Consider the following 17,081-nt stretch of genomic DNA (forward strand, 5'->3'; position numbering starts at 1 on the left):
GGTGCGCGGGAGACCACCTGCCGCGTGCCTGCTTCGGGTCCGGAACTCAAGAACAGGCGCAGTATTCGGCGGCAGCTTCCGCTGCGGTCCGGCGAATCAGCCGGCGTCGGCGAGCGTGAACGGAACACCTGCGCAAGGATCGGTAGCGGGTGCCGGAGGCTCGCACCTGCGACCGCAGCGGCGGGCTCGGCGCCGGGGCGGACGCTTGGCCGGGCGGTCGCACTGCGTCCGGGACGCCGTCTGCCGTCGCCGCTCGGCTCTGCCCCCCGGTCCGATATCGCAGCGTGACTTTGGCGCCGGAATCTGGTTCGACACGGCGTCTGATGATCGGAGAGCAACGTGGCGCCCAGGTTCGGAACGAGCGGTCTTCGCGGCCTTGTCACGGAACTGAACACCGATCTGGTGACGGCCTACGCGAACGCCTTCCTCGCCGTCTGTCCCGCCGGCACCGGCCTCCATGTCGGGCGGGACCTGCGACCGTCCTCACCGCGGATCGCGGACGACGTCATCGCGGCCGCACTCGACGCGGGCTTGCGCGTCCACGACTGCGGCGCCCTGCCCACCCCGGCGCTCGCGCTGGCCGCCATGTCGGCCGGAGCCGCGAGCGTGATGGTCACGGGCAGCCACATTCCGGCCGACCGCAACGGCCTCAAGTTCTACTTGCCGACGGGCGAGATCACCAAGCTCGAGGAGGCGGCGATCTCGGCGGCCTTCGAGGCCCGTCTGCGGCCGGCTGCCTCGGCACCGGGCAGCCTGGTCCCCTCCCCGCTGGCCGCCTCCGCCTATGTCGGCCGCTACGTCGGCGCTTTCGGGCCATCGGCGCTGTCGGGGCTGCGCGTCGGCATCTACCAGCATTCCTCCGTCGCGCGCGATGCCATGGCGGAAGTCTGCGGCGCGCTCGGTGCGACGACGGTGGCGCTCGCGCGCTCGGACAGGTTCATCCCGGTCGACACCGAGGCGGTCGACCGGGAGACGCGGGCACAGCTCGCGGCCTGGTGTGCGTCGGAACGACTCGACGCGATCCTCTCCACCGATGGCGACGCGGACCGCCCGATGTTGGCCGACGCGTCCGGCCGGGTGATCCCGGGCGACGTGCTCGGCGTCCTGACCGCGCGCACTCTCGGCGCGACCGTGGTCTGTACGCCGGTCTCGTCCAATTCCATGGTCTCCGTGATCCCGGAGTTCTCGTCCGTTCGTCTGACCCGCATCGGCTCGCCCTTCGTCATCGCGGCGATGGAGGCCGCACGCGCTGCCGATCCGGCCGCACGCGTCGCGGGGTTCGAGGCCAATGGCGGGTTCCTGCTGGGCTTCCGTGCCGCGGCACCGGCCGGCGACCTCGCGCCGCTGATGACGCGCGACGCCTTCCTTCCGATGCTGGCGCCGCTCGCGGCCGCCAGGGCCGCCGGACGGTCTCTCGCAGAGCTCGTCGAGGCGCTCCCGCCCCGCTTCACCGCCGCCGACAGGCTTGCCGGCATCGATCCCGCGGCTGCGCTCGCGCTTCTCGACCGGCTGGCCGACGACCAGGCCCGCGCGGCCTTCCTGTCGCCCGCCGGGCGGGAGGTGGCGCTCGACCGGACCGACGGCCTGCGCGCGACGCTGTCGAACGGCGACGTCGTCCACCTGCGCCCTTCCGGGAATGCGCCCGAGTTCCGCATCTACACCGAATCGGACGAACCGCAGGCGGCTGCCGATCTGCTCGCGGTCTTCCTCGACCGGGTGCGCGGCGCGCTGGACGGCCGGTCCTCGATCATTGCGGGCAATGCCTGAATCTGCTTTCTACCGGCGTGCTCCATCGGGAAGGCTGAAGGCGACATGATCTACCCGACAATCCTGTGCGGCGGCTCCGGCACCCGGCTCTGGCCGCTGTCGCGCAAGAGCTATCCCAAGCAGTTCGTCCCGCTGGTGGGCGAGGAGACCCTCTTCCAGGCCTCGGCGAGCCGGCTCGTCGGCGAGGGCTATGCCGCGCCCATCGTGCTCACCAATGCCGATTTCCGCTTCATCGTCACCGAGCAGCTTGCCGGGGCCGGGCTCGACCCGTTCGCGGTGATCATCGAGCCGGAGGCGCGGAACACCGCTCCGGCCATCCTCGCCGCCGCGCTCTTCGTCCGGGAGCGCGATCCGGCAGGCATCCTGCTCGTCTCGCCGTCCGATCACGTCATACCGGATGCCGCGGCCTTCCGCGCCGCCGTCGGCCGCGGACTGGCGGCCGTCGCCGAAGGCCGGATCGTCACCTTCGGCATCGCGCCGACCCGTGCGGAAACCGGCTACGGCTATCTGGAACTGGCGGGGCAGCCGCCGGCGGACGGGGAGCCGGTGGCGCTGACTCGCTTCGTGGAGAAGCCCGACGCGGCAAAGGCCGCGGCCATGCTGGCCGCAGGCAACTATCTCTGGAACGCCGGCATCTTCCTTTTTTCGGCCGCCGACATGGTCGCGGCCTTCGAGGCGCATGCGCCGGACGTGTTCGCAGCCGTGCGCGCCGCGGTGGCGGAGGCGAAGGCCGATCTCGGCTTCCTGCGGCTGGCGCCGGCACCCTTCGCGGCCGCCCGCGACATCTCGATCGACTACGCCATCATGGAGCGTGCCTCCAACCTCGCCGTGGTGCCCTATCACGGCGCCTGGTCGGACCTCGGCGGCTGGGACGCCGTCTGGAGCGAGACCGCGCAGGATGCCGCGGGAGTCGCCCGGTCGGGCGCGGTCACCGCGATCGACTGCCGTGCGAGCCTGCTCAGGTCCGAGAGCGACGGCGTCGAACTGGTCGGCATCGGGCTCGACAACGTCATGGCGATCGCCATGAACGACGCGGTGCTCGTGGCGGACATGAGCCGCGCGCAGGACGTCAAGCTGGCCGTCGAGGCGCTGCGGGCGAAGGGCGCCGGGCAGGCGACGCAGCTTCCGAAGGACCACCGGCCATGGGGCTGGTTCGAATCGCTCGCCGTCGGCGACCGTTTCCAGGTCAAGCGCATCCATGTCCACCCGGGCGCGTCGCTGAGCCTCCAGAGCCACCACCACCGCTCGGAGCACTGGATCGTCGTCCAGGGGACGGCCAGGGTCACCATCGACGGCGAGGTCCGGCTGCTCACCGAGAACCAGTCCGTCTACATCCCGCTCGGCGCCGTCCACCGCATGGAGAACCCGGGCAAGGTGCCGATGGTGCTGGTCGAGGTTCAGACCGGAAGCTATCTCGGCGAGGACGACATCATCCGCTACGACGACATCTATGCCCGAGGCCAGGGCGCCAAGGGCTGAACCGGCACCGGACGAGGGAGACTAGCCCGCGTTGCGGGACGAGTGCCAGCGCCAGGCGCTCGCCACGATGTCCTCGATCGACCGTTTCGGCTCCCAGCCGAGCAGCGCCCGTGCGCGGCGGTTGTCGGCCACGAGCGACGGCGAATCGCCGTCGCGCCGCGGTCCCAGCGACACCGGGACGTCGCGCCCGCTCACCTTGCGCACGACGTCGAGCAGTTCCCGCAGCGAGGTACCGGTGCCGGTGCCGAGGTTCACCGTGGCGCTCGTCCCGCCGGCCAGCAGGTGCTCGACCGCGCGCGTGTGGGCGTCGGCGAGATCCATCACGTGGACGAAGTCGCGGATGCAGGTCCCGTCCCGCGTGTCGTAGTCGCTGCCGTTGATCGTGAAGCCCGCACGGCGCCCCATCGCCGCCTCGATGGCGATCGGAATCGCATGCGTCTCCGGATCGTGCCATTCGCCGATCCGTCCCTCCTCGTCGGCACCTGCGGCGTTGAAGTATCGCAGGACGACCGAGCGGAGGCCCCGAATGTCGTCGAGGTCGGACAGGATCCGTTCGACCATCAGCTTGCTGCGGCCATAGGGATTGATCGGCACCTGCCGGTGCTCCTCCGCCATCGGCGTGGCGTCCGGCACGCCGTAGGTGGCGCAGGTCGATGAGAAGACGAGCCTGTGGATACCGGCCTCGGACGCCGCCGACAGCAGGGCGATCGTGCCGCCGACATTGTTGTCGTAGAAGGACAGCGGGTCCAGCAGCGACTGTCCGACCTCGATCAGCGCCGCGAAATGGATGATCGCGGCCGGCTGGTGCCGGGCCAGCACCTCGCGCAGCCGGTCCCTGTCGTGCAGGTCCCCGACTTCGAGCGGGCCCCACCGCACGAATTCCTCGTGGCCGTTGGAGAGGTTGTCGTACACGACCGGCAGGTGTCCCCGCCCGGCGAGATCGAGACAGCAGTGCGCGCCGATATAGCCCGCGCCGCCCACCACAAGTATCGTCGCCATGTGCACCTTTCTCCGCGCCGGCAGGTCGGCGCGGCCATGAACGGATTCGTCTGCCGTGCGTTCTGTCATCGTCGGCGACGGAAGTCACGGCATCGCTCGACCTCCCGATGAAGCCGGACGGCCTCGACCGATGGCTCCACGACGGTTTCGGTGCGGAACGGAACGGCCGGCCGGCGCCGCGACCGGACGTTCTGCAGCTGCATCTTCGGAGAGGTACCGGGCGGATGCCGGGCGGCCGGAGCCCGGCCGGACGGCACGTCCCGCGGAACGTTGCGCTGGCCTGCGCGGCGTGGGATATGCGCCGTCGCCAGAGGGACGAAGGGAAAGAAGCGCGTGCGGATCACCATTTTCGGAACGGGTTATGTCGGTCTGGTCCAGGCCGCGGTCTTCGCGGAGGCCGGATACCAGGTGCTCTGCGTGGACGTCGATGCCGCCAAGGTGGCCGGGCTCGAGCGCGGCGAGATCCCGATCTACGAGCCAGATCTGAAGACCCTCGTCGTCGAGAACGGCGCGGCAGGACGCCTGCGCTTCACCACCGACGCCGCGCGCGGCGTCGCCCATGGCGAGATCCAGTTCATCGCGGTCGGCACACCTCCCGACGAGGACGGCTCGGCCGACCTCTCCTACGTGTTGGCGGTAGCCGACACCATCGCCACCCACATGACCTCCGAACGGCTCGTGGTCGTCAAGTCCACGGTCCCGGTGGGCACATCCGACAAGGTGCGTGCCAGGATGGTCGAGCGGCTGGCCGCGCGCGGACGCGAGGACATCGCCTTCGACGTCGCCTCCAACCCGGAATTCCTCAAGGAAGGCTCCGCCGTCGCCGACTGCACGAGGCCCGACCGCATCGTCATCGGCGTGGCCGGCCGCCGCGCCGAAGAGCGGCTGCGCGAACTCTACGCGCCCTTCAACCGCAATCGCGAGAAGATCATCGCGATGGACATCCGCAGCGCGGAGCTGACCAAATACGCCGCCAACTGCATGCTGGCGACCAAGATCAGCTTCATGAACGAGATCGCCAATCTGGCCGACCGGCTCGGTGCGGACATCGAGCACGTCCGCCACGGCATCGGATCGGACCCGCGCATCGGCTACAACTTCATCTATCCCGGCGTCGGCTATGGCGGGTCGTGCTTCCCGAAGGACGTGCAGGCGCTGATCCGTACCGCCGACCAGATCGGCTTCGACGCGACGCTGCTCAAGTCGGTCGAGGAGCGCAACAACCGCCAGAAGAGCTTCATCGTCGAGAAGATCACCGCGCATTTCGGCAGCGACCTTAAGGGCCGCACCTTCGCGCTCTGGGGCCTCTCCTTCAAGCCCAACACCGACGACATGCGCGAGGCGCCCGCGCGCGTCATCATGGAGGCCCTGTGGGCGGCGGGGGCCAGCGTGCGCGCCCATGACCCGAAGGCCATGGAGGAATGCCGCCGGATCTACGGCGACCGCCCCGACCTCATGCTCTGCGCCAGCCGCGACGCCGCGCTGGAAGGCGCCGACGCGCTGGTCCTCGTCACCGAGTGGAAGGCCTACAACATCGTCGACTTCGAGGCGCTGAAGGCGGTGCTGAAGCAGCCGGTCATCTTCGACGGCCGCAACGTCTACGATCCGGCCGCCGCGAAACGCCACGGCATCACCCTCTATGCCGTCGGCCGCGGCACCCGAAACGTCGCCTCCTGACCGGGCGGCGCGCGCTCGCCGTACGGTCACGACCGACGGCCCGTCGGCGCGTAAAGGTCGTTCGGCTGCCGGACGCGACTCCTCTCTGAAGCGCGCCCGCCGGCCGGGGTCATCCTCGCGCCGTCAGGATCCGCAGCCGTCCCTTCCGCAGGAGCCCGCGTTCCGGGCGCACCCTGTGGCGGGAATGCCACATAGCCGCGAAATGCCGCTAGGGAAGATGACACGCGCTATCGCGGGTTGAACCCGTTGACTAGAGTTCTAAGGGGCAAGGCGCGATCTGATTCCGTTTGCGCGCCTGGATTGTACGGGGGTTGACAGGAATGAACGTATTCGTAGCGCGCCAGGGCTCCTCGCCTTCTGGTGGATCGGCCGGCCGGAGGGCGGGGAGGAAGCACGCCCTTCTGAGCGGCGCGGCACTGACTACGATCTTCCTCTGCTTTGGAACGCCGGGCGAGGCGCAGGCGGCCTGCAGCATCGCCGGCACCACCCAGACCTGCACCGGCCTGCTCGGCGACGGCGTCGTCGCGACGAATCCGGTCGAGACGCTCGTCATCACCGGCGTGACCGGCAAGATCTGGCCGGACAATGCCGGCGTCAACGCGATCGACTTCCAGTCGACGGGTCCGATCACCATCACCAGCGACACCGGGAACTTCGAGACCATCGCCGTCGACGCCGACGGCATCTATGCCAACTCCTCCGGCGGCACCGTCACCATCGACCACACGGGTGACATCGTCTCCGACGGCGGCTACGGGGTCCGCACCCTCTCGCAGGACAACACCTCGATCACGCTGGTCGGAGACATCGAGGGCACGCTCGGCGGCATCAGTGCCTGGTCGGAATTCGGCGACGTCGGCGTGAGCAGCAGCGGCGGCATCGCTTCGTCCGGCGGGAAGGGCATCGTCGTCGACGCCCCCAACGGCGACGCCGAACTGAGCGGCGGCGGTGAGATCGAGGCCTATGGCGACGGCATCGTGGTCCAGTCCTTCGGCGCCAACGGCGACGGCAGCGTCATCGTCGGCTGGTCCGGTGCGATCACGTCCGAGACGGCCAAGGGCATCTACGCCTATTCGGCCCTCGATTCCGTCATGGTCGTGCATTACGGCGCAATCGATTCCTACGGCGACGGCATCTTCGCCGAGAACCGCAATACCGAATCCGTGACCGTCATCCACAGCGGCGACATCGACACGACGCGCGGCGACGGACGGGGCATCTACGCCTATTCGTCGATGGGTCAGGTCTCGGTGACCATGAGCAGCGGCGACATCACCTCGGCGAACGACGGCATCTTCGCCGAGAACCGCAGCGGCGCCTCCGTCTCCGTGGACATGACCGGCACGATCGACGCCGGCGGCAAGGGCGTCTACGCCTATTCCTCGACCGGCGCGGTCACCGTCAACCAGTACGGCGCGCTCACCTCGGTCGGCACCGGCGTCTTCGCGCAGAACTACGGTTCCAACACGGTGACGGTCGACCGCACAGGCAACCTGACCTCGACTTCCGGCGACGGCATCTATGCCTATTCGGCGACCGGCATGGTCGACATTTCGATGTCCGGCGGCGACATCGATGCGACGGGTTTCGGCATCTTCGCGCAGAACTACGGCGGCACCGCGATCACCATCGATCTCGACGGCGGCATCACGGCCGGCAGCGACGGAATCTTCGCATCGTCGGCGACGGGCAACATCGGCATCGAGCAGGACGGCGTGATCAGCGCCGGCGGCGACGGCATCTTTGCCCGCACCTCCAATGGCGGCACCGTCACGATCGACCGCACCGGCGCGATCACCGCGAGCGGCGGCAAGGGCATCTATGCGGAATCGACGCATGGCGCGATCGACATCGGGTCGAGCGGCGACATCACGGCCGGCGCCGAGGGCATCTATGCCAAGGCCGGCGGCGGCGGCTCCATCACGATCTCCCTGACCGGCGACATCCTGCAGAGCACGACCGGCATCAGCGCGATGAGCGCGGACGGCGCGATCCTGATCGACATGACCGGCGACATCGGCGCTTCGGGCCGCGGCATCTTCGCACAGTCGTCCAACGCCGCGGTCACCGTCAACCAGTACGGCACGGTCCAGTCCGGCGACGACGGCATCCATGCCACGACCACCGGAGACAACGACGGCGTGACGATCGACCAGGACGGCGACATCACGTCGACCTCCGGCCGCGGCATCTACGCCTTCTCGGCCGACGGCTCGATCACGATCACCCGCGCCTATGGCGACATCAGCGCCTCGGACACCGGCATCTTCGCCCGCAACACCAGCTCCGGCACGATCGACATCACCTCCTACGGCACGATCGACTCGACCTCGGGCCGCGGCATCTTTGCAGATTCGCCCGACGGCGTGGTGAATGTCCGCCAGTATGGCGCCATCAATTCGAACGGCGACGGCATCTACGCCCGGACCAGTGGTTCGGGAGCGGGCGTACTCGTCGACCACACCGGCGACATCACGTCGACGAACGGCCGCGGCATCTACGCCCACACAACGGACGGGCCGATCACGATCACGATGGCGTCCGGCGACATCGACGCTTACGGCGACGGCATCTTCGCCAAGTCGCTGAGCGACGACGCCATCCAGATCACGCAGACCGGCGACATTTTCGCGGGCTCGGCCGGCATCTTCGCCGAATCGGCCGCCGGTCAGATTTCGGTGACGCATGTCGGGGTCATCGAAGCCGACAGCAGCCACGGCATCTTCGCGTCCACCAATGGCACGGACAAATCGGTGACCGTGCTGCAGACCGGCGACGTCACCAGCGGCAACACCGGCATCTACGCCTACGCGAAGAACGGCGCCGTGACCGTGACGGTGGCGTCCGGCAATATCGTTGCGGCCGGCTCCGGCATCTTCGCCCAGAACGTCAGCGAGGAGACGGTCAGCGTCTCCCAGACCGGCACGATCGATGCCGGCGCCAACGGGTTCGGCGTCTACGCGGTGTCGAGCAGCGGCGCGGTCGTCGTGAACCAGTACGGTGCCATAACCTCCGGTCTGCACGGCGTCTTCGCCACCACGAACGGCACCAACAAGTCGATCAGCATCGACCGCACCGGCGACATCACGTCGGACACGGGCAACGGCATCTATGCCGACACCGCGAACGGCCTGATCACCGTCACGATGGCCTCGGGCGACATCACGGCCTACGAGAGCGGCATCTTCGCCGAAAACGGCGGCGGCGGCGGTGTCACGATCAGCCACACGGGCACGATCGGAGCCGAGACCAAGTACGGCATCTATGCCGAGACCGCTTCAGGCAAGGTCGACGTGAAGCAGTATGGCGCCGTCACCTCGGTGCTCGACGGCATCTATGCCCGCAACATCAGCGGCGACTCGGTGACCGTGGATGCCACGGGCGACATCAGCTCCAGCACCCGCGCCGGCATCCAGGCCTATTCGGGCAGCGGCACGATCACCGTCACCTATGACGACGGCACGGTCTCCGGCGCGCAGGACGCCATCCACCTCCGCACCTGGGGCACGCAGTCGGTCACCATCGGCAGCGACGGCAGCGTGCGGGGTGGCGCAGGCTTCACGGGCGTCTATTTCGAGCAGGCCAATTACAACAACCTCTACAACTACGGCACCATCGCCAGCGCCGACGGCATTGCCGGCATGGCCATCCAGGCCGACCGCGGCGAGACGGTGATCGAGAACTACGGCACGATCAGCGGCAACGTCGACCTCTATGTGTGGAGCAACACCTTCAACAACCACGCTGGCGCGCTCTTCAACATGGGCAGCCTCGTGAACCTGGATGGCGACACCCTCAGCAACTCGGGCACGCTGTCGCCGGGCGGCGACGACAACGTCTACACGTCGACGCTGACGGGCATCCTCGTCAACGAGGCGACCGGCACGCTGCTGTTCGACGTCGACATGGACAACGGCACCGCCGACCGCATCGCCGTCTCCAACACCGCCTCGCTCGACGGCGACCTGCGGCTGAACTTCGTCAGCGCCGACGGCACGCCGGAGACCTACACCATCATCACCACGGCGAACGGCGCCACGCAGTCGCTGACCATCACCAACCCCTTCGTGCTCGCCGGCGTCAGCACGGTGAACGGCGGCAACGACGTCCAGCTGTCGATCAACGGCTTCGACTTCTCGCCGGCCGGCATGGGCGACAATGCCAGCTCCATCGGCAACGCCATCCAGGCCAGCATCCAGGGCCCCGGCGGGCTCGAGCCGCTGGCGGTGGCGCTGCTCAACCTCGGCTCCGTCGAGGAAGGCGAGGCCGCCCTCAACCAGCTGTCGCCCAACATCTACGTCGCCGACCAGATCGCCGCCGTGCAGGACATCGACACCTTCTCCGACGGCATGCTCAGCTGCCGCATGGCCGGTGGCGAGAACGCCTTCGCCGCCGAGGGCGAATGCGCCTGGGGCCGCGCCGTCTACAGCGAGTACGACCTGAACGCCGCCAATGGCGACCTGACCGGCTTCAACACCCGCTCCACCGAGATCATGGGCGGCGTGCAGATGGCGGTCGACGGCACGCCCTGGCGCCTCGGCGGCTCCATCGGCTACCGCTCGTCCGACCGCGACGGCGACGGCGGCGCGTCGAGCAAGGGCGACAGCTTCTCGGCCGGCGCGGTCGTCAAGTACGCACCCGGCCCGCTGCTGCTGGCGGCCTCGCTCTCGGCCTCCCACGGCAGCTACGACACGCTGCGGCCGATCGCCTTCGGCAACTTCACCGACCTCCTGTCGGGCGAGACCGACGTGACCACCGTCAGCGGCCGCCTGCGCGCCGCCTACACGCTGCAGACCGGCGGCTTCTACCTGCGCCCGATGGTCGACCTGTCGGCCACCTACGTGCGCACCGGCGCCTTCACCGAAAGCGGCGGCGTGGCCTCCATCAGCAGCAACGGCGTCGACAACACCGTGCTGGCGCTGCTGCCGGCGGTCGAGGTCGGCGGCCAGATCGAGCTCGGCGGCGACATGCTGCTGCGGCCCTACCTGCGCGGCGGCGTCGCCCTCTACACCGGCAACGACTACTCGCTGACCGGCGTCTTCAACGCCGACGGCAACGCCGCGACGCCCTTCACCGTCGGCACCACCTCCGAAGACGTCCTGTGGACCGTCTCGGCCGGCGTCGACATCCTCAAGGGCGACATGGGCACCCTCCAGATCTTCTACGAGGGCGCCTTCGGCCAGGACACCACGATCAACGCAGGCGGCGCCAAGTTCAGCGTCAACTTCTGATCGGGTAAAGACATCACGGCGCAGGAGCGTGAGACCGCACCTGCGCCGTATCGTTTCGCCATCGTCCTGCGTCCTTCGAGGCTCGCTCCGCTTTCGGGGCGAGCCACCGGTCTCGCCCGTCCTTCGGACCCTCAGGATGACGACCGTGGAGGTGGCTGCACCCGCGACCGCGCCCCCTTCCCTTCGTCATCAACTCAGCTGCACTTGCGCATCTGCAGGCAGCATCGAAACCCACCACGCAGCCTCCCTCATCGGCGTCATTCCGGGGCCGCGCAGCGGGACCCGGAATCCAGCGTGGTGACCGTTGCGGAAATACGCGGCGCTCGTGCCCCCGTCCAGGCCGCCGGTACTCTGGATTCCGGGTTCCGCTGCGCGGCCCCGGAATGACGTGCCACGCGGGCTGGCCGCATCGGGACGGACGCCGAGGACGAGGGGCTGGAGGCCTGCGCGCCCCCGCCTTCGTCATCCCGGAACGACGTCCGAGCGCAGCGAAGGACCACGTATCCGGGATCCATGCCTCGCCATCCGTCCCCGCGATCCGGTGCACGACGAGGCGTGCCACCGGCGGTCGGCGGCCGCTCCCGCCGCCGTCGCCGTCGTCACATCGTCCGGCGCCCTTTCGGCCGTCCCCCCGCCTTCGTCATCCCGGAACGGCGTCCGAGCGCAGCGCAGGACGACGTATCCGGGATCCATGCCTCGGCGCAGGTCATCGAGCGGGACGATGGAGAAGGAACGGTGCGTCGTCTGCACCGTCCAGCCACCCGACACCGCTCGAGGCATGGATCCCGGGTCTGCGCCTCCGCTCCGGCTTCGCCCGGGATGACGAAGGTGAAGGAGGGCCGCGGCAAAGGCAAGGCAGGGGAACGCAACGGCGGCGCAGGCAGATGCAACGCCCCTCCAGACGCGCCCCCTCAACTCAGCTGCACATGAGCACCTGCAGGCGGCATCGAAACCCACCCCCGCGGCCTCCCTTATCGGCGTCATTCCGGGGCCGCGCAGCGGAACCCGGAATCCAGAGTGGTGACCGAGGCGGAAAGGCGCGGCGCTCGTGCCCCCGCCCCGGGCGCCGGCGCTCTGGATTCCGGGTTCCGCTGCGCGGCCCCGGAATGACGTGCCACACAGGCTGGCCGCATCGGGACGGACGCCGAGGACGAGGGGCTGGGGGCCGGCACCCCCCGCCTTCGTCATCCCGGAACGCGGCGTCGAGCGTAGCGAGACGCCGCGTATCCGGGATCCATGCCTCGGCGCAGGTCATCGAGCGGGACGATGGAGAAGGTCCGGTGGGTCGTCTGCACCGTCCAGCCGGAGCCGGACGTCAGAAGACGATGCCGAGCCGCATCTTCAGCGACCACATCATGACGTCCTCGAGCCCGAGCCCGGAGACGTCCGCGTCGAGACCGAACGAGGTGGATGCGTTGACACGCGCGGTGAAGCCGGCACCGAACCGCGCCGAGAGGTCGTCGAAGGCCTCCAGCGTCGCCGTCGTCTCCCCGCCGGAGAAGCGGTAGTCGGCATAGGCGGCGACGTAGGGAGCCAGCGAGCGCCCCTCGCCGAGGTCGATGGTCGTTGACGCCTTCGCGCCGGCCGAGATCTTCCCGAAGTGGAACTTGCGGGCGGCGTGGGCGACGCTGGCGCTGTCGACATGGCCTTCCTGGTCTTCCCAGACGCCGGTGGCGCGCAGGCTCGGCTCGAGCGCGATCGCGCCGAAGCGCTGCATCCCGGTCACACCCGCCGCGGCGATCAGGCGGTTGGCGCCAAAGCTCGTCGAGACCTGTCCCGACCGGACGTCATACAGCAGCGACGTCGCGGAGACCTGTGCATCGAACCGCAGCCCGGCTTTCGGCCGCCAGGCGGCATAGACGCCGCCCGTGAAGCCGTCGCCCTCGAAGCGGGCACTAGCGTCGTCCTCGAAGTCCATCACCTCGTAGCCGCCGAAGACGCCCAGCACCAGACGGTCGTTCAGCCGGTAGCCCGCGCCGGCGAGCGCATTGACCTGCGTGCCTTCCAGATCGGCTTCGGTCGCATTGACGTCCACGCCGGTCAGCCGCGCCGATCCCCAGAACGACCAGCGCGACGGATCGACCTGGTCGGCCGCGGCAGCCCCGCCGTCTGCGGCATAGGCGAAGAGACCGGGCAGCGTGCCGCCGGCCCGCGCGCGCACGGCCTTGCGGTCCTCCGTGGTCAGCGCCTCGATGGCGTCCGACGCAGGGGTCGCCAGCCGTCCCTGCTTGCCGAGCGTGATCCTGACGCCGTCGGAATAGGCCGTCACCAGCGGCGGCGTGTCGTTGAAGGCTGCGCTCGCCGCGTCCGAGACCGTCTCCACGATCACCTCGCCGGAAACGATGGCGGAAGCCTCCGTCGCGGCGTCCGCGATCTTCTGGATGGCGCTGCTGTCGGACGCGGGCTCCACGTCGAGCGTGTAGTTCACGATCTGCTGCTCGACCGGAGGCGTCGTCCGGGCGCCGACAGTCGTCCGTACCGTCGGGATCGAAGCGTCGAAGCAGACCCGGAATTCATAGGTTCCGTCCTCCTCGGGGGTCCCGGTGAGCCTGCCGTCGGTATAGAGTTCGAGGCCCTTTGGCAGGATGCCGCTGCAGAGGGTTGTGGTCGCGGGGATGCTCGCCGTGATGGTGATCGAATAGACCATGTCCACCACCGCCGTCGGCAGCTTGCCGGCCGGCGGCGTCACCGTCATCTCCGGGCCGACGGTCACCTGCGCCACCAGCGGCTCTGCAGCCTCATGCGTCTCGTCGCCCTCCTGCGTGGCCGTGATCGCGCAGACGCCCTCGGCCGAGAAGGACACGGTGCCGTCCTCGATGGTGCAGGGCGCAGCGCCCTGGCCCGCGCCGTTGCCGACGGACAGCGTGACCGGGAGACCGGAATCGGATTCGGCCGTCACGTCGAGCGTGCGGCCGACGATCGCGGTGTCGGGGATGTCGGAGGTGAACGAGATCATCTGCGCGATCTTTCCGCCCGGTTGCGGCGCCTTCACCGTCACGGTCACGGTGTCGGCCTCGTCGCTGTAGGACATGCCGTCATGGACGCTGAGCGAGAAGGTCAGCACCACGTCCTCGTCGCCCGGCGCGAGCGTCGGGGCGGTGAAGGTCTGCTTGTCGCCGGTGCCGCTGCTCTCCAGGGTCACGTCCGGCCCGGCAGTCTGCTTCCAGGCGTAGTTGAGCGGGTCCTCCTCGGGATCGCTCGAGCCGGAACCGTCGAGCGTGACCGTCGCGCCCGATTCCACCTCCTGGTCCTCGCCCGCATCGGCGAGCGGCGGCTGGTTCGATTCCATCACGGAGATCGTCACCGTGTCGGGCTCGCTGTCCTCGGTGCCGTCGTTGACGACGAGCGAGAAGGTGAGATCGCTCGGCTGGTCCGGTGCGGTGAAGGTCGGCTGCGCGGCCGTGGCGTCGGACAGCGTGACCGTCGTGCCATCCGTCTGCGTCCACAGATAAGTCAGGTCGTCGCCGTCCTCGTCGCCCGAACCCGAACCGTCGAGACTGACGAAGGCGCCCGGCAGGACGCCGCGCAGGCCGGTGCCGGCCGACGCGACCGGCCGCGTGTTCGCACCGGCGACGGTGACGACCACCTCGTCCGCCTCGCTGTCGGCGAGCCCGTCGTTCATCACCAGCGAGAAGGTGAGCGCGCCCGCCTTGGCCGGCGCGGTGAAGCGCGGCGCCTTGCCGGTGGCGCTCGACAGCGTCACCGTCTCGCCGCCGGTCTGCGTCCAGAGATAGGTCAGGTCGTCGCCGTCGGCATCGCTCGAAGCCGAGCCGTCGAGCGTCACCTCGTCGCCCGGCTGGACCACCTGGTCGTCGCCGGCATCGGCGACCGGCGCCAGATTGTCCTCCGTGTCGTAGGGCATGACGTATTCGTAGGGCATTGCGAAGCGGTAGGCGCCGCGCTTGCGCCCGTCGGCAGGCACATCGACGAAGAAATCGAGGTTCATCCCCTCGTCAGAATAGTAGGCATCATCCCCGGTCTCGGCGCCGTCCTGCGAGGTGATGGTGACGTGGCTGGCGTCGATGCCCAGACAGGAAGCAAGAACTTCGCTCGTGAACGCGTTGCCGACGAGGACGTAGGTAGAGGAGGTCTCTCCGTTTATCGAATAGGCCGCCCCCCCCGCGATGTATCGCTGCTGTTCATGACGCATCCAGATGCCGGCGGTTGGGGCGCCGTTGTTCGGAAGGTGCTGTAGTTCAATCGAGCAGGAGCCGATCCTCGCGGATGTCATGATGCGCCCTGCCTGCGACAGCGCCCCCTGCGCGCCGGCCGGTGCCTTGACGGTGACGACCACCTCGTCCGCCTCGCTGTCGGCGAGCCCGTCGTTCATCACCAGCGAGAAGGTGAGCGCGCCCGCCTTGGCCGGCGCGGTGAAGCGCGGCGCCTTGCCGGTGGCGCTCGACAGCGTCACCGTCTCGCCGCCGGTCTGCGTCCAGAGATAGGTCAGGTCGTCGCCGTCGGCATCGCTCGAAGCCGAGCCGTCGAGCGTCACCTCGTCGCCCGGCTGCACCTCCTGGTCGTCGCCGGCATCGGCGACCGGCGCCACGTTCTCCGACGCCCGGCCCGGCACGCTGTCGGTACCCGGCAGGTTGAAGCTGTAGGCACCGGCCTTGCGGCCCGCCGCCGGAACGGAAACGACGAAGTCGAGATTCATCCCATCGTCGACGAAATAGGCATTGTCCCCCACCTCCGCGCCATTCTGCGACAAGATCGTGACGTCGTCGACATCGACGTCGAGGCAGGTAGCGATCATCTCCTCGGTGATGGCAGTCGAGGTGTAGGAACGCGTCTCCCCTTCTTCGGTGCTGTAAGCTGCTCCGCCGGCGATACCGATGTGATTGGCGTCGCCCGAGTACAGGTCGATCGCGGCGGCACGCAACTCGCCATCCACGTGGTGCAGGATTAGGACAAAGCACGTGCCGATCGTCGTGGAACGCTCCACCGGCCCCGACTGCGACAGCGCCCCCTGCGCGCCGGCCGGTGCCTTGACCGTGACCGTCACCTCGTCCGCCTCGCTGTCGACGAGCCCGTCGTCGACCACCAGCGAGAAGGTCAGCACCGCGTCCTGCGCGCCCGGGGCGAGCGTCGGCGCCGTGAAGGTCGGCCTCTGCGCCGTCCCGTCCGACAGAGCGACCTTTTCCCCGCCCGTCTGGACCCAGGTGAAGGCGAGCTTGTCCTGTCCGCCGGTGCCCGCGCCGTCGAGCGTCACCTCCTCACCCGACGCGACCTCCTGGTCGTCGCCGGCATCGGCGACGGGCATGTCGTAGGGCTCCGGAACCGTGTCCGTTCCAGGCAGGCTGAAGCTGTAGGACCCCGCCTGCCGCGCGCCCGCCGGGACGAGGACGACGAAGTCGAGATTCATCCCCTCGTCGACGTAATACGCATTGTCCCCTTCCTCGGCGCCGTTCTGCGACACGATCGTGACGTCGTCGACCTCGACGCCGAGACAGGTGGCGATCATCTGTTCGGTGATGGCGGTCGAGGTGTAGGGACGCGTCTCCTCTTGTTCGGTGACATAGGAAGCGCCGCCGGCGGTACCGAGCTGGGTGAAGCCGTCCGCGTAGAGGTCGATCATGGCGGCACGCTGCACGCCCTCCACGAAGTGCTGGACGTGGATACTGCACGTGCCGAGCGTCGTTATCCGTTCGTCGACGGCCTCCGACTCCGACAGCGTCCCGGCGATGGCCGGCGTCGCGATCCCGACCAAGGTCAGAAACGCCGCCGCAACGGCCCCCGCGCGCCTTGCCGCACTGCACACGTCCAGGATCGAATAGTGGCTCACCGTGACCAGTCCCCAGTCGAAAGTCCCCGCCGGAGATGTAGCGATGCGGCCGCAGATGCGCATACCCACATTTGGGTATGCGACTGAAAAGGCGGACGAAATCGCGTCGGCCCGGCTGGTTCGCGCCCGCCCCTCGCGGCTGCGGC

General features: G+C 68.9%; 6 protein-coding genes. 4 read left to right on the forward strand and 2 right to left on the reverse strand.

From position 1 onward, the window contains the following. Positions 1 to 339 precede the first annotated feature (339 nt). Together IAI54_RS13105 and IAI54_RS13110 are read left to right on the forward strand one after the other, a co-directional pair. Positions 340 to 1,767 (forward strand): phosphohexomutase domain-containing protein, encoded by a 1,428-nt coding sequence (locus IAI54_RS13105; protein ID WP_187972754.1) that lies wholly within the window; start codon positions 340 to 342, stop codon positions 1,765 to 1,767. A 45-nt stretch (positions 1,768 to 1,812) separates the two neighbouring features. Continuing rightward, entirely contained in the window at positions 1,813 to 3,246 is a 1,434-nt protein-coding gene (locus IAI54_RS13110; protein WP_187972755.1) for a mannose-1-phosphate guanylyltransferase/mannose-6-phosphate isomerase, read from the forward strand. Between the two features lie 21 nt (positions 3,247 to 3,267). Here the strand turns inward: IAI54_RS13110 and galE are convergent, their stop codons facing one another. Beyond that, entirely contained in the window at positions 3,268 to 4,245 is a 978-nt protein-coding gene (gene galE / locus IAI54_RS13115) for a UDP-glucose 4-epimerase GalE (RefSeq protein WP_187972756.1), read from the reverse strand. A gap of 333 nt (positions 4,246 to 4,578) precedes the next feature. Here galE and IAI54_RS13120 point away from each other — a divergent pair, with 333 nt between their 5' ends. Further along, positions 4,579 to 5,922: a UDP-glucose dehydrogenase family protein gene (locus IAI54_RS13120; protein WP_187972757.1), complete on the forward strand. Its 1,344-nt coding sequence runs from the start codon at positions 4,579 to 4,581 to the stop codon at positions 5,920 to 5,922. A gap of 320 nt (positions 5,923 to 6,242) precedes the next feature. Then, entirely contained in the window at positions 6,243 to 11,153 is a 4,911-nt protein-coding gene (locus IAI54_RS13125) for an autotransporter domain-containing protein (protein ID WP_187972758.1), read from the forward strand. A gap of 1,315 nt (positions 11,154 to 12,468) precedes the next feature. Here the strand turns inward: IAI54_RS13125 and IAI54_RS13130 are convergent. Beyond that, complete coding sequence (locus IAI54_RS13130) at positions 12,469 to 16,998, reverse strand: autotransporter outer membrane beta-barrel domain-containing protein (protein ID WP_235679406.1); 4,530 nt, start codon at positions 16,996 to 16,998, stop codon at positions 12,469 to 12,471. Between the last annotated feature and the right edge of the window lie 83 nt (positions 16,999 to 17,081).

Source organism: Aquibium microcysteis (genome assembly GCF_014495845.1).
GTDB classification, from domain to species: Bacteria; Pseudomonadota; Alphaproteobacteria; order Rhizobiales; family Rhizobiaceae; genus Aquibium; species Aquibium microcysteis.